Below are 20,320 nucleotides of genomic sequence, written 5' to 3'. Positions count from 1 at the left end.
GAGAAGTAGTTAGCAGGAAGGGGTTGAATAAGTCCAATGAACCGTTCTCATGAAAAACTAGATATAATTTTAGAAGAACTTCAAAAAATACAGGAATTCATATTTACGCAGGCGAAACGGTCTGACCTTTCGCGTCAATCGATTGCCCCTGTTATAGAAGAATTGTGCATTCGCATATCAAGAATTATGGCGTGCGATCGAGTGAGCATTTGGTTATTCAATGAAGAGCGAACGTCTTTGACCGCACAAAGCATTTTACATACAAATGGATCTTCCCATACAGCTGGAGAAGTGATCTTTGCTGAAGAGCTGCCATCCTATTTTGAAGCGGTCCAACAAGTACGGATTTTGGCCATTGCAGACGTTTCAACAGATCCCGCCACCCGGGAATTGTATCAACATGCTTATTATGATGGTGGGGAAGTGAAATCGATCATCGATGCCTCGATCATCCTAAGCAAGGGGATTGGCGGTGTAGTCTGCTGTGAATCAACGCGTCCGAGAAATTGGTCATATCTTGATAGAGTCCTTGCAGCGTCCATTGCGGATATGCTTTCCTTCGTTTTCGATCGGTTGGAGCGCATTGAAGTGGAAGAACATGTCCATCGGCTTGCCTATACAGATTTGTTGACCGGAATCGACAATCAATATTCATTCACTGAAAAGGTGACGAAGCAGATTGGCGAATTTGAAAAAGGTCAGTGGGGCGCCTTCGTATATCTTGTGATGGATCAATTCACGGAAGTGCAAGGTGTGCTCGGACCTGATGGAGCGGATAAACTGCTCCAGATTACAGCGAACCGGCTGAAAATGCAGTTTCCGCATCCCGCACAGACCGCAAGATTGGCATTCGATCATTTTGTCATTTTCATCCCATTTGATGGCGAAATGGAATGCGAGATGGCAAGGATAGAACGGGTCGTCAATCGATTAAAGCGTCCGATGCATGTAAGTGGACAGGAAGTGTATATGACGTTCAGCTACGGGGCTTCCATCTATCCTGAGCATGCGACGAACGTGAAGTATGGAATTCAGGCGGCTTATATGGCGTTGCAATCGGGAAAAGAGGCATCAAACCGGAAAGGCGGGAACCTCTACGACCCTGAAATGCACACGTTCTTGAAAGAGACAATGCTGTCTGAAATGAACTTGCGGAGGGGCCTGGATCTGAATGAATTCAAGTTGCATTACCAGCCGCAAGTGAATTGCCGGACGGGAGAAGTGATCGGTTTTGAAGCTTTGATTCGGTGGCAACATCCAGAGCGTGGCCTCATTTTCCCGGGAGAGTTCATAGAGCTTGCCGAGTCAACGGGACTCATTACACCGATAGGGGAATGGGTCATCAAGCAGGCGGCCGGCCAAATCCGGGATTGGATAGAGCAAGGATTGAGGAATGCAACGGTGTCCGTGAATTTATCGCCAAGACATTTCCTGCACCATAACCTGCCTTTCTATCTCGAAAAATGCGTCACTGAGGCAAACATCAAGCCGAAAAGCATTGTGCTGGAAATAACGGAGAACGTCGCTTTGGAAGATACCGAAGCCGTCGCCAACCGGATCAATCTCTTAAGGGAAATGGGTTATTCCGTTTCGATCGACGATTTTGGAAAAGGGTATTCCGCATTTATTTATTTGCAGCACTTCCCAATCCAGCAAATCAAGATTGACCGCCAATTCATTAATGGACTCGGAAACGACCCGAAAAGCTCCGGAATCGTCCAGACAATCATTCATCTTGCAGAAATGCTCGGTTTGCAAACAATCGGTGAAGGCGTCGAAACGAAACAACAATGGGATCTTTTGAAACAGTTCGGATGCTCCGAGCTGCAAGGGTATTACTTCAGCAGACCCGTTCCGGTGGAAGAAATCAACGCACTGATCCGCAATCATGGAAGAGCAGGTAAACTGCTTCTTCCTTCCATATACTAATAGCAAAAGCCTTACACAATGGGAATTCCCGTTGTGTAAGGCTTTTGCTTGTTATCTATCGTCTAGACTTCGGGTGGCAACTGCTCGGGTCATAAGTCAGCTCCGCTGCACGGCAAAATACGCCGTTTCGCAGATCCGCCTTATGCCTGTCGCAGTTAACCGCCACCCTCCGCTTTAGTTTTTATCTTCCAATCGGCCAGTCAAACGGCAATGACCCTGGTGGGGAGTGTTTGATAATGTCGATGACCGGAATTGTATAGGCGAAAAGGATGAGAGCGATCGTAATCCCGATCCATAGATACCAGTTCTCCAAAATTTTCGGAGTCGGATCGGCATCCACCTCTTCTTCTGCAATCGGAAACTCCTGTACGCCGCGTGGTGCGAAGAACGCGAGTTGAATGAAGATATAAATCATCAGGATAATCCCGATGAACAGGATTGTCCCTCCAACTGCCTGCGCCACCTGATAGCTGATCCATGTGCTTACCTGCTCGCCGCCTGCATAATTCGAGAAGTCGGAGCGTCTCGGACCGCCAAGAAGACCTTGGATATGCATTGATGTCGACATGATCGTCATTCCGACGGTCCAAATGATCGTTTGAATGATGCCGAGCTTATTCAACTTCGGAGTCAATCGTCTGCCTGTCAAATGGGGCACGAGCCAATAAGCGATACCGAAGAAGGTCAAGATGACTGTCGTGGCAACCGTCAAATGGAAGTGGCCTGTCACCCAGATCGTATTATGGATGAGTGTATTCATCTGGTGGGATGCGTTGACGATACCGCCCGCGCCACCAGGAATGAAAGCGACCATACCGATGAATGGTGCAAGGAAACGGACGTCCTTCCAAGGCAAGTGCTTGAACCAGCCGAAGAGCCCTTTATGTCCTTTTCGACGGCCTGTCGTTTCGAATGTCGCAAAGATCGAGAACGCCGTCATTAACGTCGGGATGACGACCATAAACGTTAATACGACTTGGATGAATTTCCATGTCGGATCGATTCCCGGCTCTGTCAATTGGTGATGGAAGCCGACCGGAATTGAAAACATAAGCAATAGAATGAATGACATCCTTGCAAGGGAGTCGCTGAATAATTTGCCGCCGATGATCTTTGGAATGATTGCATACCATGCCATATATGCCGGCAGGAGCCAGAAATAGACGAGCGGATGGCCGAAATACCAGAACAGCGTACGGCTGAGCAATACGTTGATCGTAGCTGCGTACCCTAAAGACCAAGGGATGAATTGGATTAAGACGGATGTTGCAACACCAAGGGACGCAATGAACCACATCGCCATATTGATCGTAACCATGAAAGCGAGCAATGGAGATTTCTGTCCCGGATTCGCTTTCTTCCAGACGTACAGTTGACGGAAATTGACGAACACAGCAATCCAGCTGCCTACGATGACCAATGCCAAACCGATATAAAATGCAGCATGGGCACGCAATGGAGCATAGAATGTATACAGTACGTTCGCCTGACCGACCAGAATCGTAGCCGCAGCGATGATTGTACCGATAAGCATCGTCCAAAATGCAACCCAACCCCATTTACGTTGTTTGTCAGATATTCCGACCGTTTTCCCCATCAGGGCAAACTGGAATCCGACGATGAAGAACGTAGTCAACACCAATCCTAAAATGACGCCGTGCACTGTTAAAATCGTATAGTAATTAATTCCGAACGGCAATTTGAATTGGCCTGAACGGGATAGTGTCTGTAGAAGCCCCATTAGTCCGCCGATCAGCAGTGACGCGAATGTCACATGCATGAACGCCATATATAGCCGGGCTTCACCCTTCGAAAACAGCGTATTTTTCAACATCACTCATACACCTCCACAGTTGCAAACATTTGATGATGCCCGATTCCGCAATATTCATTGCAGACGACAGTGAATTCACCAGCATTTTTCATCACCGTCTCAAGCCTGCTCACATGCCCCGGCTCAACCATCATATTGACATTCGTGCCTGCAACTTGAAAGCCATGCACGACGTCCTTAGTAGTGATCTGGAATAAAACAGTGGAACCTTTTGGTACACGGATCTTCTTGACAGGCTTGCCGTCAGCGTCCGTGCCGATATCATAGTTGAACGCAGAAGCAACGATATTGACAGTGTATTTCCCTTCGGCTACTTCACGCAGGCCAAGGTTTTCAGGTTTAAAAGATTCGTGTGCTTCAACGTTCTGTGGATCGATCGTTTCAATATGGCTCATCGGATGCGTTCCTTTCCAGAATGCTGCGAAGCCGATGATCACTAGGAAAAGTGCGAGTGATCCCAATCCGAACGTAAGCCAGATCTTTTCGTATTTATGCAAATGCATTGTTCTTCCTCCTAACGAGTCTCATTATCTTGATAAAAAAAGTGCGTAAAGTCCGAACCATGTCACTAGGATGAAGACACCTAACAGCATGACTGAGATGAAGGTCCCTTTCAGATTGATTCCGGTTTGTGGATTTCCGGATTCTTGCACCGGGCGCTTCTTTGAATTGCCTGTAGCCATACGTTCCACCTCCTGCATTGATTGAATAGCTAACTCATACTTTTATCATAGTCGCGGAGGGGAATTAGAGAATTAGGGAAATCCCTATGAATCTTTAATTTGGGAAAGAGTCCACATTTTGTTCACATCGCCTTCAAGATTTAGACATATACTTTTCGGCAAGGAAATGTGTTTTAGATGAGATGAAAAGGGAATAGAAGTGTGGTTAGCCTTTTTGTGTAAATACTTCTTTTATTTGACCATACTGTTTTTGGAAATTACAATTAGACAGTAAAACTAAATCTATAATGAAAGTCGGTTGAGAATGATGGAGAAATGTAAACTTATTCATGTGGAAAGCCCTGAAAAAGGAGCAGAGCGTTTTTATCAGCTGATAAAAGAAGAGCTTGAGCATAATCGACTTCATGTGCTTGGATTGGCAACAGGAAGTACGATGATCCCAGTCTACAAAAAATTGACGGAATCGGAGTTGGACTTTTCGGAAGTGACAACTTTCAATTTAGATGAATATGTCGGCCTGCCGGCATCCAGCCCGAACAGTTATGCATATTTCATGAACGATCACCTATTCAATAAGAAGACATTTAAAGATACGAATATCCCGAATGGAATGGCAGAGGACTTAGAAGAAGAGTGCAAACGCTATGAGCAAGCGTTGCAAGAAGCCAAACTCGACATTCAACTACTTGGTGTCGGTGAAAACGGCCATATCGCTTTCAATGAACCGGGCACGCCTCCAGACTCCGTTACCCACGTTGCAACATTGACGGATTCAACGCTTGGCGTAAACAGTCAATACTTCGAAAACGATGAGAAGATCCCTAACACTGCATTGACGATGGGAATCGCCTCCATCATGAGCGCCAAAAAATTGGTCCTTCTAGCATTCGGAGAGAAAAAGCGCCCGGCCATCACAAAATTGCTTGAAGGTAAAACTGACCCTGACTGGACCATTACGTATCTCCTAGAGCATGACGATGTTACAATTATTACAGACTTGAAATTTTGAATGTAAGTTATAAGACCACGTTCCTCAGAAGTGAGAGCGTGGTCTTTTTGCGTGTTTATTGATATGTGGACAATCAAATTAACTATGTAACTTTGCGACACTTTGTAATGACTTTGTTACTGAACTGTAATGTTGGACGAGCATACTTCATGGTAAAGTGAATTTAGAAGATTTTTCAGATAAATATAAAAACCTGGGGGAACATATGAGAAACTTAACATACTTGCAAAAGCCTATTGCTGTTTTTGCGTTGTCATTTTTACTATTTATGTCGCCGTTCATTGGTCAAGCAGAAGCTTCCTCATCTGATTCAGCTAAAATTTCCGAAACTGCAACTAGCCTTAAAGGGATAAAATATGTATACGGGGGAACATCAAAAGCGGGTTTTGACTGCTCAGGATTTGTTCAATTCGTATTCAAACAACACGGAATCAACCTATCACGTACGTCTTCAGGAATGTATGCGACAGGCACGAAGGTTGCAAAGAGCGACTTGACTGTTGGCGATTTGGTATTTTTTAATACTACTGGTAAAGGTGTGTCACATGTCGGCATTTATATCGGCGACGGAAAGTTTGCTCATGCCTCATCATCTAAAGGCGTGAAAGTCGACAAGCTTAATGACCCAGCCTATTGGGGCAAACGATACGTTGGCGCTAAACGAATCACAGGCGTTACCGAAGTTGCGTCTAAATAGTTGATAATTCCCATGCTTACTTAATAGAAGAGGGCTGTTCCGGAAAATCAGTTGTATCGATTTTCCGGAACAGCCCTTTTCGTTTTTGTTAATGTGCAGGCTTTTGAATTATCTTATTTCGGATTAGTTTGGTTCTATAATATTTGGAACCGTGATGCCTATGGTTTTAGGCATTTTAATCACTTAAAGCAAAGATATTATTGAACATTCGTTATGAAGAAATGGGGTTTCATTTAGGTTGATGATTTAGTTTACTGCACAATTAATTTAAAAGAGATTCGTTGATTGGAGCGAAAGCCGTTACGAAGAACGGCTTTTGCGAGTAAAAGCGAAGCGTTACGAGCAGTAGATGGCTGCCTTAATTTCTGCAAAGAACGCAGAAATATGACAAATCGAACCCTTCGTTGTTCGATTGGCTGAAGCCGTGCCCGCGGAAAGCGTCCGCCTGTAGCGCAAATCAACTTATTCATAGCAAAACAAAAATTGGGGTGACGTGCAAACACGTCACCTCAACATTTGATTTAGAACTTTAATTTTGAGGTACTCGGATAACCCACTTAGAGAAATCAGGATTATCTTTTTTAATCATTTCCTTTGGATAGATGAATGTCCAGGGTTTTGACGTGTTAGCCTTTACTTCCAGTTTTCCTAGATTGAACGAACCGTGTGCAACTACATCACCAGTGGCATCCAATAATTCTAGTGGCAGCTGTTCTACATTTATGTGTTTTGAGTGTCCGTTACGAATGAACAGGGATACAGCAATACTGCCATCATCCTGTTGCTTTACCTGGAAACCGGCAAAGTTCACTTCGCGTGGGTTCAATTTAGGCAATTGGTCAACGACTTTTGTTAGTGCATCCTTCTGGTCAGTTGTAAGTCCATCTTCCCATGCTTGTTCAAGTTCGAGTTTATGAGGTGCCATAGATTGGACATTGAAAGCAAGTTTCCACTTTTCCGCTGGCGGTTCCTCCAAAAACGTATTCTCTTTCTGGAAAACAAAAACCCATGGGCGTGCACTACGTGCCGGAAGTTCGCCTAATTCATTCAAGTCGAACTCTTGGGAAGCTATCACTTCACCTTTGTCATCCAATAGTAATAATTCAACTGGCCCAATCGAAATTTGCTGATCAAGAGAAGATCTGAAGAACGCTTTGACTAACCAGTCTCCATTTGCCGGTTCGACGTCAATGTCGATCCCGGAGAGGGAAATCTGGTTCGGCTTCAAAGGCTCCAGTTCATTTGCAAGGAAGCGGAATACGTATTCCTGTTCTTGCGAAAGTGTCCATTGGGGGTGAAAGGAAAGAGTTGTTTCCACTTCATCCGTATCTATTGATTGTGCGCTGCCTTCAAGGATTTCTTCTGAATCAATTGTGCTGTCTGAACCCGTTTTTTCGGTTTTTTTGAATAGATTGAAAAGTTTCATGATTATTGGACCTCCTGTTGTTGTGAAATAAGCTTCATAAAGCCGATAACTTCGGATGCGATATTCCGGCGAAGCTTCTGATAGTGCGTGCCGAATAATTGCAAGCCTTCACGTTGATAAATACGCATCGGATCCTCTTGGCCATATGACCGCAAACCAATACCTTCCTTAAGTCGTGCCATCACATCCAGATGTTTCACCCACATCGTGTCGATATGGCTCAACATCACTTGCGGGATGATCTCGTTCACCTGTTCATTATCAGCGAACGTATCAAGATACGCAAACAGGGCAGCAACCGGCTCTTCATAAAACTTCAATATGTCTGCAGGCTTTTCCAAGTTGCGCGGCAACGTTAACGGCTCCAATAATAGTCCATCCATCGTACGTTCAATTCGATCGAAATCGTAGTTCTCAGTGGTTTCGTGTTCCGGGCAGCTATCATAGACGACGAATTCCACCGCCTCGGACATCATCGTTTTCAATTGATCAAAAAGGTTTACGCGCTCAAGCACTTTATCCCGCAGTGAATAGAGCACACCGCGCTGGTCGTTGATTACATCATCCAGCTTCAGATTGTATTCGCGCATGGAAAAGTGGGCACCTTCGACGATGCGCTGTGTACGCTCAGTGAGCTCGTTCACGTCGGCGTTTTGGACAAGTCCGTCCGCGTTTACGACAATTTTTTTACTGAATTTCTCAAGATCATCCTTCGCAAAACGTTTGAACATATCATCTTCAAGCGAGATGAAGAATTGGCTTTCTCCGTGGTCTCCTTGACGTCCGGAACGCCCGCGCAGTTGGTTGTCGATTCTTCGGCTTTCATGTTTTTCCGTTCCTAGCACATACAATCCGCCGATCTCCTCGACGCCTTCACCGAGAACGATATCCGTTCCGCGTCCTGCCATATTTGTCGCGACCGTAATATGGCCAAATTGACCCGCTTGGGAAATGAGGTCCACTTCCTGCTCGACACTTTTCGCATTTAATAGATGATAGTTTAAATTCTCTCGATCCAAATACTCCGCAACCTTTTCAGATTGGAGAATGGAAGTGGTTCCGACAAGCACCGGTTGTCCTTTTTTATGGCGCTCCGCCACTTCTTTGGCAACCGCTTCGTATTTCTGTTCAATCGTTTCGTAGACCCGATCCGGTGAATCAACGCGGATACGTGGGCGGTTCGTCGGTATCTGGATGACTTCCATATTATAGACTTCACGGAATTCCTTTTCCTGTGTCTTCGCAGTTCCAGTCATGCCGCTGAGCTTCGGATACATCCGGAAATAGTTCTGGATTGTAATTTGCGCTTGTGCTTTATTCTCATCAGTGATCGGCAATCCTTCCTTCGCCTCGATCGCCTGGTGAAGACCGTCTGAAAGCGTTCGGCCTTCCATGATACGGCCTGTGAACATATCGACAAGTTCAACTTTTTCGTCCTTGACGATGTAATCCACATCGCGTTTGAAAATGACGTAAGCGCGAACGGCTTGAATCATATAATGATAGAGCGTCTGGTGCTCGAGTTCGTATAGATTGTCGATGCCGAACGCCTTCTCCACTTTCTCGATTCCTGCTTCCGTAAGTGAAGTCGCTTTTGTTTCATCATCAAAATCAAAATCAACGCCTTTTTTGAATCGTTTCGCGAGTCTTGCGGCTATGAAATGAAGATCAGGATCAGCCTTCATTTTGCCGGCGACGATCAAAGGCGTTTTTGCTTCGTCGATCAATACGCTGTCGACTTCATCAATGATGGCGAAATGATACGGGCGCTGAACTTTTTGGGAAGTGTGCTGGACCATATTGTCTCGAAGGTAATCAAAACCGAACTCGGTTCCGACACCATATGTAATGTCCGACATATAAGCATTTTGCTTCGCAGGTCCTTGCATCATCGGGACGTTCAAGCCGACCGTCAATCCGAGGAATCGGTGGATCTGGCCGATCTGGTCATAGTCACGTTTAGCAAGATAATCATTGACCGTAATGACGTGCACGCCCTTACCTTCCAGCGCGCGCAAGTAGGAGGGGAGGGAGGCGACAAGCGTCTTACCTTCACCCGTTGGCATTTCCGCGATATTGCCCTCGGATAGAACCATGCCGCCGATGAGCTGAACGTCAAAATGACGCATGCCCAATACCCGTTTCGATGCTTCACGGACAATGGCGAATGCGTCTGGAAGGATTGCCTGAACGGTTTCCCCTTCCTGGATCTGCAGTTTGAACACTTCTGTCATATGTGCAAGTTCTTCATCTGACAATGTTTCATACTTTGATTCCAAGTCATTTATGTGTTGGACAACTTTACGATATTTACGAAGTTGTCTTTCGCTTGTTTGATTTGAACGTTTGAATATAGATAACATATGATTGGCGCTCCTTTATCTTATCCTTCTATTAAGGATATAGGTTCTATTTTATCAAACTATATACGAAATGACTACCTTGTTACGAAATTGCCCCCGGTAAGATAAGGATACTCTATCTTACAAAAGGGTAAGGTAGTATCGAGTGCCTAGATTGACTAACTGGGATGCTTTCCGTTGACAGACGTGCTATAATACTTGTGGTTAACTAAATTATTGTTATTTACGGGGAGGAAGGACATGTTATTCCTTGCAATGGCTGCTGCATTCATAGCTTCCATCATACTGACTCCGCTCGTCATAAAATTCGCGTTCCGTATCGGGGCGGTCGATCATCCGAATTATCGGAAGGTGCATGCTTCTGTCATGCCGCGTATTGGGGGAATAGCAATTTTCGGTGCATTCGTCATCGGTTACCTATTATTGACTCCTTCAGATGAGCATGCGATCGGAATTCTTGTAGGAGCCGTCATCATCATTATTACAGGCTTCCTCGATGATATGCTTGAAATCACCGCCAAGGCGAAGCTGTTCGGCCAGCTGGCTGCAGCGATCGTCGTTGTCACATGGGGCGGTTTACAAATCGAATTCATTAACTTGCCGTTTTTCGGGCCATTTGACTTTGGCTATTTAAGTATCCCAATCACGATTCTTTGGATCATCGGCATTACCAATGCTATCAATCTCATCGATGGATTGGATGGGCTTGCTGCAGGCGTTTCCACGATTGCCCTCATTTCCATTACGGTAATGGCCATGATCATGGGCGACGTGTTCGTTGTGGCGACCGCTGCCATTTTGGCTGCGAGCACACTTGGCTTTTTATTCTACAATTTCCACCCCGCGAAGATTTTCATGGGGGATACCGGAGCGCTATTCCTAGGCTATATGATCTCCGTATTGGCATTGTTAGGCTTTAAAAATGTCGCGGTTGTTTCACTTATCATCCCGATCATTATGCTCGGTGTACCGATTTCCGATACATTCTTCGCAATCGTCCGCCGGGTTCGGATGAAGCAACCAATTTCAGCTCCGGACAAATCGCACTTGCATCACTGCTTGCTGAGGGCAGGGTTTTCTCACCGGCAGACTGTCATGATCATCTATGGACTGGCTATCCTTTTCGGTGTAGCAGCAGTGCTCTTCTCGCAAGCAACTGTATGGGGCGCCATCGTCCTGATCGCCGTCATGCTAATTGCGATTGAACTGTTCGTCGAAATCATCGGCCTTGCGGGAACAAATTACCGGCCTTTATTGAATTTAGTTCGTATGATTGGAAAATAAATGAATGCACTAAAACAGGGTGATATGCGAAATTTCGCATATCACTTTTTTTGTTTAGGAGGGGAGGAGTGGAGCGAAGATATCCACTTGGAAAGTTATCGATCATTTCTCACGGTTAATCGATCATTTCCGGGAGGTTATCAATCAATTGCCGTGAGTTATCGATCATTTCCGGACAGTTATCGATCATTTCCCAAGAGTTATCGTCATTTCGGGACCTTTGGCTCACCGTGATTCATACTCCAATTTTCTCCACGAATAAAAAAATCCCGGCTGAGAGGAATTCAGTCGGGATGGAAGTTCATTCAACTATTCAACTTAATAATCATCGCTGCCTTCAGCAGTTTCGTCCGCTGTCACGATGACATTTGAATTGCCGCTATCGGTCAACGAAGAAGAATCCGGTATTAAGCCCAAATGAGCTTTTAGCAGCTGACTCACATTCTCTAAGTCACTGTCTTTCAACTTATAATAATAGGCGCCTGTTGACCAATCGTCATAACCTTGCAAATTGATTGTGTCGATTTGCGGCATACCGCCTTTTGCATACTCCCAGAAGGAAGTCATTTCTTTGAAGGTCATGTCGGTTTTCATATTGTCTCCAACCGCTTCGATGACGTCACCATATTTTGATATGGATTTCACAGATACCATTTCTTTGATGACCGCCTGCAAGATCATTTGCTGCCGTTTTCCACGCTCGAGATCACTGTCAAGCTTACGTGTACGCGCTAGTGCGAGCGCATGTCTGCCGTCAAGCTCATGCCGCCCTTTAACTAACTGAATCGTGTTTTTGTCATTTTCATCTTTTTCAAGTCTGTTATACGGAACGTCGACTGTAATACCACCGAGTGCATCCACTACTTCAATGAAAGCATTGAAGTTCATCTTCACATAATAATCAATCGGGATATCAAGCATTTCTTCAACCGACTCGATTGCCGCATGTGTGCCGCCAAAAGCATGGGCATGGGTGATTTTGTCCCTATACCCGACCTTCGGGATATAGACATAGGAATCACGCGGAATGCTCAAAAGTTTAACTGATTTCTCTTCGGGATTGAAGGTGGCGACGAGAAGGGCATCGGAACGGCTATTGCCGTCTCCTTGCATACGTGCCTCGCTATCATCCACGCCAATTAATAGAAGGGAAACATTGTCCTTTGAAGGTTCCACTCTTGCCTCGCCCCTCATATCGGATTTCTGTGTGGCGGGAACTGCTTCAAACGCTCTATCAACTGCCTGTTCCGCTTGGTTGCGCAGCGATAGACCGTAAGCTGCAACCGATAGCAAGGCAGTTAGCGAAACTAATAGCCCGACCTTAATAGCGAGCCTCGCTTTCGACGTCTTCTTTTTCATTTTTCTATAGTCTCTTCTATTCATAGCTTGTATAGGCCTCCACCATCGGCTAAGGATTCTTCCCAAGCAGATTTAATGTTCCATGAAAAAACGGAAAGTTGACGCACACATAGATGGAATCCGCAGAATACACAATGAATCGTCAACTTTCACTATTATACTATTAATTTCCTTTGTCGTATACTGTTATTACAAATCGAATTCAAGGAAAGATGTCGAGACTTCTGAAATTTCTGCTTGCCCGTTCGTCAATTCCGTCATCCAACTGATAAATGCATCCGTTTCCACAATTGGAACGTGAAGCAGCAAGCTGACGTCCTCTTCGTAGAGGATCTCTTCGAGCGGATAAGGCGATTGCCTTGCTTCATTCTCCACTTTGCCAAGCCATGTATAATCTATAGATACTTTCATAAGTCTATGAAGCTTACGCTCGACGACGCCTGTCGCGGCAATCCCCTCGGTAGTTGCGCGGCCATATGCGCGGATGAGACCGCCGCCTCCTAATTTGATTCCACCGAAATAACGAGTGACGACAACGGCCGTATCCTTCAACCCTTGCTTCTTTAGGACCTCAAGCATAGGGAATCCTGCCGTTCCGGATGGCTCTCCGTCGTCATTCGCCTTCTGGATCTGATCATGCTCACCGATAATATAGGCAGAACAGTTATGTGTGGCAGTATGATGCATCTTTTTGATATCTTGAATGAAGTCGATTGCTTCGTCCTCGGTTTCCACGCGTTTGACGTACGTGAGGAACCTGGACTTTTGGATGACGATCTCACTTTCGCCGGAAAATTTTACCGTTTTGTAATCCGCTCGCATTTGCAGCACTCCTGTCACTTGTAATACAATCTTAATACGCAAAAAGTTTTATGATGATATAATAATAAAGTGTATAAGGAATTAAGGAATACTGCAACATTGCCTACGTTTCGATTTTTAGCATTCCAGGAGGGAGGGGTGGAGATGGCAGAAAAGACGATGGATATCCAGAATTTGGAAAAAATATTTGATAATATGGTTAATGTGATGGATCAATCCAAAAATGACATTTTCACAATAAGCGAACAAAGCCGTCAAGCCTTCCAGGAGATGCAAACAGAACTGGTTATCATTAAAGAAGATATTTCCCGGGTAATCACTGAAGGGGATTATTTGGAAGATATGACCCGCCAATCTCGAAGGCGTCTGGCCGATGTTTCCAAAAACTTCATGAATTATACCGAAGAAGAAGTACGTCAAGCCTATGAGGTGGCTAACGATTTACTCGTCAGGCTATCGATCAACCGAATGGAAGAAAAGCAATTGCGCGTTAGGCGGGACGAGTTGGACCGTCGCATTGTGGCCCTTTTGGAAACGATTGAGAAGGCGGATCATCTGGTCAATCAAGTGACGACGGTCATTACATATTTGACATCCGATTTGAAGAAGGTCGGAGAAGTGCTGGAAACAGCCCGACAGAAACAGGAGTTCGCCATTCAAATCATTCAAGCGCAGGAAGAGGAACGCAAAAGGCTCTCACGCGATATCCATGACGGACCTGCTCAGATGCTTGCCAATGTACTGCTTAGATCGGGGCTCATTGAAAAGACCTATTCCGAAAAAGGCCCGAATGCCGCGCTATCCGAGTTGAACCAGCTGAAGGAAATGGTCAGAAATGCCCTTCTTGAAGTCAGACGCATCATCTATGATCTTCGTCCGATGGCATTGGATGACCTTGGATTAATTCCGACGCTGCGAAAATATTCTTCAACAGTCATGGAATATGAAAAAGGTGTCACGATCCATTTCATGAATAATGGAACGGAGAAAAGGTTCGAGTCCAACATCGAAGTTGCGATTTTCCGTCTCGTGCAGGAATGTATTTCAAATGCACTTAAACATGGTAAATCAAGAGATGTTTGGGTGAAAGTCGAATGGCTTCGTGATACAATGAATATTGTCGTGAAGGATAATGGCGAAGGGTTCGACCCGAGTCAAACTAAAGATAAATCATTTGGCATTATAGGGATGCGGGAGCGCGTCGAACTGCTAAAAGGCGAGATGAAAATCATGTCGGCAATTGGCAATGGAACCACTGTGTTATTCCGTATTCCGTTACATGAAAATATAATTGAATAGGGTATTGGGAGGGAAATGACCATGACGAAAATTTTAATTGTAGATGATCATCAGCTATTCCGCGAGGGAGTAAAGCGAATCCTTGATTTTGAAAACTCATTTGAAGTGGTGGGAGAAGGGGACGATGGCAATGAAGTGGTTGAATTATACCGCCGCTTTGAGCCGGATGTCGTCTTGATGGATATTAATATGCCAGGCATGAATGGAGTGGAAGCAACGGAACTCCTGAAAAATGAATTTCCGGAAGCGAAAGTGATCATGCTTTCCATCCATGATGATGAATCATATGTTTCACATGCATTGAAATCGGGTGCGCTCGGTTATATGCTGAAAGAAATGGACGCAGACGCGATTGTACAAGCAATCAAAGTCGTTGCGGCAGGTGGATCTTATTTACATCCGAAAGTGACGCATAATCTTGTGTCGGAATTCCGCCGTCTTAGCGAACGTGAACATAAAGGATCTTTCCAACAAAATGACATCCGCCGTCCGCTTCATTTATTGACGAAGCGCGAATGCGAAGTTTTGCAGCTGTTGACAGATGGACAAAGCAACCGGACAATCGGGGAAACGCTTTTCATTTCCGAGAAAACGGTAAAAAACCATGTTTCGAGCATCTTGCAGAAAATGGGTGTCAACGACCGTACACAAGCGGTTGTCACAGCAATCAAAAACGGCTGGGTCGAAGTAAAGTGATGGTATACTGAAAGGGGCCTCCTACTAGGAAGGTCCCTTTTACCGTATAGGAGGAAGAATGATGAAAAAAATTCTTGTTTTTACAATGCTCATCTTCGTGCTCGTCCTTGGTGCTTGTTCGAAAAAGGAAGACGCAACGAATCAAGGATCAGTGAATGACGGGGAAGCGCCGAGCGAATTCGGTTCAATCGATCACGGCGTGGATGAGAATAAAGTAGGCTTCAACTTATCGGGTGGCACAATTGAAGAGGCGGCAAACGTGCCAGCAAAAGAGAAAGAGCTGATCATCCAATCGTTCGACACATATATCCATGCATTCAACAACCAGGACATCGATGAATATATGGGAACGCTATCCGAGAAGCCTAAAAGCTTCAACTTGGATGAAGAGCGCGAGTATATTGAAAGCGTCTTTGATCAATACGAACTATCCCGTGAGGCAAAAGATGTTACAATCGTGAAATTCGACGAAAAGACGGGTGAAGCCCAAGTGTTTGCAAACTTGGTAACGAACATGAAACAGAAGTCCACGGGCTTGGAGACGAGCCGCGATGGCAGGCAAGTGACCGTCTTTACAAAAGAGGGCGCAGATTGGAAAGTCAATTCCGTTTATTATATGGAAGAACAGAAATAACGTTTAGTTACAATTAAATCTCCACAGACTAAAACTGCCAAGCTATTGCCGGGCAGTTTTTTCATTCCTGAAATTACCTTCCCTCACCATATTGCTTTCCCGAAATGAAAAAGGTATAATGAGAACAAATGTTCCTTTTGAAGGGAGGAAACTGTAATGCCTTTAATTCCGGCAAAGGCATTGCCTCATTTTGAAAACATGATCTACTTGCCGATGGTCCTAATCGTGCTGCAGAAAGATCGGGAGCTATTTGAGAAAGGCCCGTTCAAGTTGAAGGGCCCTTACTTGAAGATTGTCGACAATACGGTGAAGCAAGTCCAAAGTGAGCTGCAGGAAACGACTTTTTATTTGCGGCGCAATAATATGAAAGTGATCCGGAAAACGAGGGATAGTATGTTCACGGAATACATTTTCATAAATGGCGGCTATGAAGACCACCGTCGCTACTTAAATGTCCGGCTCCGCAACCGGACGGAAGAATTATTGGACCTCTATTTTACAAGGTCGGGTAATCAGTTGGCGGGTCAGTAGGCGGAAACAGGAAAGAGGTACGGTCGTAACTCCTCTGCCTTTTCAAAAAGTCCCTCTCGAGCAATTTTGCCAATGCGTACTGCCGATTCATCGTCGGCACCGAAATGTCCAACTTGTATTTCATCCCATTCTCCAAAGTGACGGAAGTACCAAGGCCGTCAGCTGCGTAAAAATCGATTGCATGGTAGGAAATCCATACATTTTGATCCGATGAAGGAGATAATGTCGGTATGAAGATGAATGGAATGCCAAAACCATTCGTCAACAAGAAAGGCGCCTTCTGCTTATTATCCCCAAATAACCGCTTGGATGTATTCATGACGGTTGTATAACTGGAGCCATAAAAATTGCAGGAACTGGTCACGATATGTATCGATTTTTTTAGAACCGTCAATGTCCTGTTCCGCTCAATAACCCTCGTAAAAACCTTATTGCCATCTATCTTCGGCTGTAACATGAGGGTATCAAACGATAGATAATACCTTGGTTCGAATTCAGTCACATCCACTTCCCCCTATCCTATTATTTCCATCCCTCACTAGTATTATAGGATAAGGAACTAGAAAAACAAGTATTTTGTATGAATAATTAGAACTATTCGATTAAAACTACAAATTCACTACAAACGCATAAAAAAACCCCCATAATCAAAGGGGGATTTGATGATTTAGTCAGCCTGATAATCCAAAGCGGCAGCGCCAAGCGTTTTCGCAGCGAGCAGCATCGCCTGCTCTTCAAAATCGAACTTCGGATGATGATGGGGATATGTGTCAGCTGGCTGGGCACCTGTGAAGAAGAATGTGCCAGGCACCTTCTCCAAATAGTAAGCGAAATCCTCGCCGCCCATTTGCGGCTTGCCTTCCACGACGTGCTCGACGCCGGGAACGGATTCGGCAATGCCTTTCAAGAACTCGGTTTCTTCTTTATGGTTCACGACGGCAGGATAGCCGCGGAAATAGTCGAACCGAATTTCACAATCATTGGCAAGTGCGGTGCCTTCCACGACCCGGGCCATTTCCCGCTCCATCATGTCGCGGACATCTGGATTGAAAGTTCGCACCGTGCCGCCAAGCTTTGCGGAATCGGCGATGACATTGAACGCGTTGTCCGCAACGAATGAACCGACGGACAATACGGCCGACTCAATCGGATCGACGCGGCGGGATACGAGCTGCTGCAAGTTCATGACGAGTTGCGCACCGATAACGATGGCGTCCTTCGTCTGATGCGGCGCCGCTCCATGGCCACCTGCCCCTTGAATCGTAATTTCAAAACGGTCCGCAGCCGCCATGACCGGACCTGTTAAATATTCGATAGTTTTGTAGGGGATGAGCGACCAAAGATGTGTGCCGAAAATCACATCGACACCCTCTAGGCAACCGTCTTCGATCATTGAGATGGCCCCACCCGGCGCAAATTCCTCGGCATGCTGGTGAATGAAGACGTATTCTCCTGCGAGATCTTCCCTCAGCTCATGGATTGCCTTCGACAATTGCAGCAATGCTGCAGTATGGCCGTCATGTCCGCAAGCGTGCATGACGCCGGGTACTGTCGATTTGTAAGGGACGTCTTTTTCATCCTGAATCGGCAATGCGTCAAAATCTGCACGCAAAGCGACCGTCTTGCCGGGACGCGCTCCTTTGACCCTGGCCACTACGCCATTGCCGCCGACGCCTGTACGGACATCGACACCGAGATTTGCGTAAAAATCATGGATGTATTGCGCTGTTTTTTCCTCTTTGAAAGATAATTCCGGATGCATATGCAGATATCTGCGAATGACAATCATTTCTTCGTAAGCACAATCCAATTTTTCGAACAGTTGCTCATTCATTCCCATAACCCCTCTCGAAATGCATTAATTCTCTTACAATTATAACAATACGTTTCGAGTGACGCAATCAGGTCAGGAATCATTGGTCTTCATCAGGTTTTGCGGTATAAGTCGTAATATACGACGCACTTGAGAAAATATGTGTTGTATTGCCGGCGAATTCCTTCATGTCAGTCGATTGATGTGATTCCTTGAACGCCGGCGAATGCTTCCAACGGTCAAAGTCTGACGCATCCTCCCATTCAGTCAGGACAATATACGTGTCCGAATCGAGCGGGCGGAGAAGGCGGAAAGCGATGAATCCTTGCTGGCTTTCAATTCGTCCGCCACCGCCGGAAAATCGGTGTTCAAATACAGGCCGCCCTTCATCCGTGACGGGAATGTTATTGAAAACGAAGTAGCCCTCATCGGTCAATTTGCCGAAAGAACTTACCACTTCATACCGTCTTGGTGTCTGGAAGACCGACTTTCCTTCAGTTTCATGAACGAGCAACGACTGGCCGCCCCCATGCATGAGGACCATCCCTTTATCTGCATGGCGCTCCTGAAGTTTCTTCATGAAATCACTTGTTCCAGTAGTCAAATACATATACATTCCCTAAACCTCCTCAGAAACTTAATTAAAACATTCATTACCTATCAAACCGATTGCCGACGGTCCGAAAGAATAGATACTCTTTCATATTTTCCCTGATCGGGACAATTAAAACAAACATTGTCGATTTGGTGGCGGTGAGCAGGAAATATGAGCACAAATTGATGACAATTCGGCTCAATCACTATACATTTCAAGGGGAAACGTCTATATTTGAAGACGAATAAGTGAACTTCGATAATTATTATAAAGAAAGTGGGAATCGATTTATGACAACATTTAACGATACACTGCTTCGTGCTGCAAGAGGAGAAAAAATCGACCATACACCGGTTTGGTTCATGAGGCAAGCGGGCCGTTCGCAGCCTGAATACCGCAAAATAAAAGAGAAGTATTCATTAGAAGAAATTACTCATCAGCCGGAGCTTTGCGCTTATGTGACAAAGCTTCCTGTCGACCAATACAATGTCGACGCTGCCATTTTATATAAGGATATCGTGACGCCGCTTCCGGGAATCGGAGTGGATGTAAAAATAAAAGCGGGTGTCGGCCCTGTCATTTCAAATCCGATCCGTTCAGTGCAAGACGTCCATAATCTCGGAGAGCTTTCACCAGAGGACGATATCCCATTTGTCATCGACACGATCAAGATCTTGAAAGAGCAATTGAATGTACCGTTGATCGGATTTGCTGGAGCGCCATTCACATTGGCTAGCTACATGATTGAGGGCGGTCCTTCAAAAAGCTATAACTTAACGAAATCGTTCATGGTGTCTGAGCCTGAAGCATGGTTTGCACTCATGAATAAATTGGGCGATACAATCATTACATCGATCAAAGCACAAGTAGCAGCCGGAGCGGCAGCGATCCAAGTGTTCGATTCATGGGTCGGCGCATTGAACGTCTCCGATTACAGGATTTTCATCAAACCTGTCATGACACGCATCTTTAATGAACTTCGCGAATTGAATGTTCCATTGATTACATTCGGTGTCGGAGCAAGCCACTTGGCAAACGAATGGCATGACCTTCCAGTGGACGTCGTCGGTTTGGACTGGCGTTTATCCGTCAAGGAAGCCGGGGAAAGAGGATTGACGAAGACATTGCAAGGCAACTTGGACCCTGCATTGCTTCTAGCAGATTGGGATATCATCGAAGAACGTGCGAAAGTCATCGTTGAACAAGGCGTCGAGCACGGCAGCCACATCTTCAACCTTGGTCACGGCGTCTTCCCTGAAGTCCAACCTGCGACATTGCAGCGATTGACAGAATTCGTTCACGAATACAGCACGCAGCTTCGCAAATAAATCAAGTAAATACATTGT

General features: G+C 45.4%; 19 protein-coding genes. 9 read left to right on the top strand and 10 right to left on the bottom strand.

Annotation, left to right across the window (positions count from 1 at the left end):
- The first annotated feature begins 36 nt into the window (after positions 1 to 36).
- On the top strand, positions 37 to 1,929 hold the full coding sequence (locus tag OC538_RS06910; protein ID WP_262173879.1) for a putative bifunctional diguanylate cyclase/phosphodiesterase: 1,893 nt from the start codon (positions 37 to 39) through the stop codon (positions 1,927 to 1,929).
- A 181-nt stretch (positions 1,930 to 2,110) separates the two neighbouring features.
- On the opposite strand, the gene OC538_RS06905 is transcribed toward OC538_RS06910, so the two are convergent.
- Genes OC538_RS06905 through OC538_RS06895 form a run of 3 tightly spaced genes read right to left on the bottom strand, consistent with a single transcriptional unit; the run spans position 2,111 to position 4,446 of the window.
- On the bottom strand, positions 2,111 to 3,763 hold the full coding sequence (locus OC538_RS06905; protein ID WP_262173877.1) for a b(o/a)3-type cytochrome-c oxidase subunit 1: 1,653 nt from the start codon (positions 3,761 to 3,763) through the stop codon (positions 2,111 to 2,113).
- Positions 3,763 to 4,266: a cytochrome c oxidase subunit II gene (locus OC538_RS06900; RefSeq protein WP_262173876.1), complete on the bottom strand. Its 504-nt coding sequence runs from the start codon at positions 4,264 to 4,266 to the stop codon at positions 3,763 to 3,765. Before OC538_RS06900 ends, OC538_RS06905 begins: the two co-directional genes overlap by 1 nt.
- Before the next feature lie 24 nt (positions 4,267 to 4,290).
- Positions 4,291 to 4,446, bottom strand: a complete 156-nt coding sequence (locus OC538_RS06895; protein ID WP_251693836.1) for a cytochrome c oxidase subunit 2A — start codon at positions 4,444 to 4,446, stop codon at positions 4,291 to 4,293.
- A gap of 304 nt (positions 4,447 to 4,750) precedes the next feature.
- Between OC538_RS06895 and OC538_RS06890 the strand changes: the two genes are divergently transcribed.
- Together OC538_RS06890 and OC538_RS06885 are read left to right on the top strand one after the other, a co-directional pair.
- Positions 4,751 to 5,455 (top strand): glucosamine-6-phosphate deaminase, encoded by a 705-nt coding sequence (locus tag OC538_RS06890; protein ID WP_410055851.1) that lies wholly within the window; start codon positions 4,751 to 4,753, stop codon positions 5,453 to 5,455.
- Between the two features lie 205 nt (positions 5,456 to 5,660).
- Positions 5,661 to 6,152, top strand: coding sequence for a C40 family peptidase (locus OC538_RS06885; protein WP_251693838.1), 492 nt, complete (start codon positions 5,661 to 5,663; stop codon positions 6,150 to 6,152).
- A 529-nt stretch (positions 6,153 to 6,681) separates the two neighbouring features.
- Here the strand turns inward: OC538_RS06885 and OC538_RS06880 are convergent.
- Together OC538_RS06880 and secA2 are read right to left on the bottom strand one after the other, a co-directional pair.
- Complete coding sequence (locus tag OC538_RS06880) at positions 6,682 to 7,578, bottom strand: accessory Sec system S-layer assembly protein (RefSeq protein WP_262173872.1); 897 nt, start codon at positions 7,576 to 7,578, stop codon at positions 6,682 to 6,684.
- A 2-nt stretch (positions 7,579 to 7,580) separates the two neighbouring features.
- Positions 7,581 to 9,941 carry an accessory Sec system translocase SecA2 gene (gene secA2, locus OC538_RS06875; protein ID WP_262173871.1) on the bottom strand — a complete coding sequence of 787 codons (2,361 nt, stop codon included), beginning with the start codon at positions 9,939 to 9,941 and terminating at the stop codon, positions 7,581 to 7,583.
- Between the two features lie 240 nt (positions 9,942 to 10,181).
- Between secA2 and OC538_RS06870 the strand changes: the two genes are divergently transcribed.
- A complete protein-coding gene (locus OC538_RS06870; protein ID WP_251693841.1) occupies positions 10,182 to 11,225 on the top strand; it encodes a glycosyltransferase family 4 protein in 1,044 nt (347 codons plus the stop codon).
- A 318-nt stretch (positions 11,226 to 11,543) separates the two neighbouring features.
- On the opposite strand, the gene OC538_RS06865 is transcribed toward OC538_RS06870, so the two are convergent.
- Together OC538_RS06865 and OC538_RS06860 are read right to left on the bottom strand one after the other, a co-directional pair.
- The gene (locus OC538_RS06865) at positions 11,544 to 12,608 is read right to left on the bottom strand and encodes an LCP family protein (protein ID WP_251693842.1); all 1,065 of its coding nucleotides are present in this window, start codon (positions 12,606 to 12,608) and stop codon (positions 11,544 to 11,546) included.
- A gap of 165 nt (positions 12,609 to 12,773) precedes the next feature.
- Positions 12,774 to 13,406, bottom strand: coding sequence for a YigZ family protein (locus OC538_RS06860; RefSeq protein WP_262173869.1), 633 nt, complete (start codon positions 13,404 to 13,406; stop codon positions 12,774 to 12,776).
- A gap of 144 nt (positions 13,407 to 13,550) precedes the next feature.
- Between OC538_RS06860 and OC538_RS06855 the strand changes: the two genes are divergently transcribed.
- The 4 genes from OC538_RS06855 to OC538_RS06840 all read left to right on the top strand — a co-directional run bounded on the left by OC538_RS06855 (position 13,551) and on the right by OC538_RS06840 (position 16,566).
- Positions 13,551 to 14,705 carry a sensor histidine kinase gene (locus OC538_RS06855; protein WP_251693844.1) on the top strand — a complete coding sequence of 385 codons (1,155 nt, stop codon included), beginning with the start codon at positions 13,551 to 13,553 and terminating at the stop codon, positions 14,703 to 14,705.
- A 21-nt stretch (positions 14,706 to 14,726) separates the two neighbouring features.
- Positions 14,727 to 15,401: a response regulator gene (locus tag OC538_RS06850; RefSeq protein ID WP_285846907.1), complete on the top strand. Its 675-nt coding sequence runs from the start codon at positions 14,727 to 14,729 to the stop codon at positions 15,399 to 15,401.
- 61 nt (positions 15,402 to 15,462) lie between these two features.
- Entirely contained in the window at positions 15,463 to 16,035 is a 573-nt protein-coding gene (locus tag OC538_RS06845) for a nuclear transport factor 2 family protein (protein WP_262173867.1), read from the top strand.
- A 156-nt stretch (positions 16,036 to 16,191) separates the two neighbouring features.
- Positions 16,192 to 16,566 (top strand): hypothetical protein, encoded by a 375-nt coding sequence (locus tag OC538_RS06840; protein ID WP_251693847.1) that lies wholly within the window; start codon positions 16,192 to 16,194, stop codon positions 16,564 to 16,566.
- Here the strand turns inward: OC538_RS06840 and OC538_RS06835 are convergent.
- The 3 genes from OC538_RS06835 to OC538_RS06825 form a co-directional block, all read right to left on the bottom strand.
- Positions 16,532 to 17,068 carry a competence protein ComK gene (locus OC538_RS06835; protein WP_262173862.1) on the bottom strand — a complete coding sequence of 179 codons (537 nt, stop codon included), beginning with the start codon at positions 17,066 to 17,068 and terminating at the stop codon, positions 16,532 to 16,534. The genes OC538_RS06840 and OC538_RS06835 overlap by 35 nt on opposite strands.
- Positions 17,069 to 17,233: 165 nt before the next feature.
- Positions 17,234 to 18,400, bottom strand: coding sequence for a M20 family metallopeptidase (locus tag OC538_RS06830; RefSeq protein WP_262173860.1), 1,167 nt, complete (start codon positions 18,398 to 18,400; stop codon positions 17,234 to 17,236).
- A gap of 79 nt (positions 18,401 to 18,479) precedes the next feature.
- Positions 18,480 to 18,995: an antibiotic biosynthesis monooxygenase family protein gene (locus OC538_RS06825; RefSeq protein WP_262173859.1), complete on the bottom strand. Its 516-nt coding sequence runs from the start codon at positions 18,993 to 18,995 to the stop codon at positions 18,480 to 18,482.
- A gap of 269 nt (positions 18,996 to 19,264) precedes the next feature.
- Between OC538_RS06825 and hemE the strand changes: the two genes are divergently transcribed.
- Positions 19,265 to 20,302 (top strand): uroporphyrinogen decarboxylase, encoded by a 1,038-nt coding sequence (hemE, locus tag OC538_RS06820; RefSeq protein ID WP_262173856.1) that lies wholly within the window; start codon positions 19,265 to 19,267, stop codon positions 20,300 to 20,302.
- Positions 20,303 to 20,320 lie beyond the last annotated feature (18 nt).

It is taken from the genome of Saccharococcus sp. Marseille-Q5394 (assembly GCF_946901335.1).
In the GTDB taxonomy this organism is placed as follows: domain Bacteria; phylum Bacillota; class Bacilli; order Bacillales_A; family Planococcaceae; genus Sporosarcina; species Sporosarcina luteola_C.
This window is presented reverse-complemented; position numbering and strand designations above follow the sequence as displayed.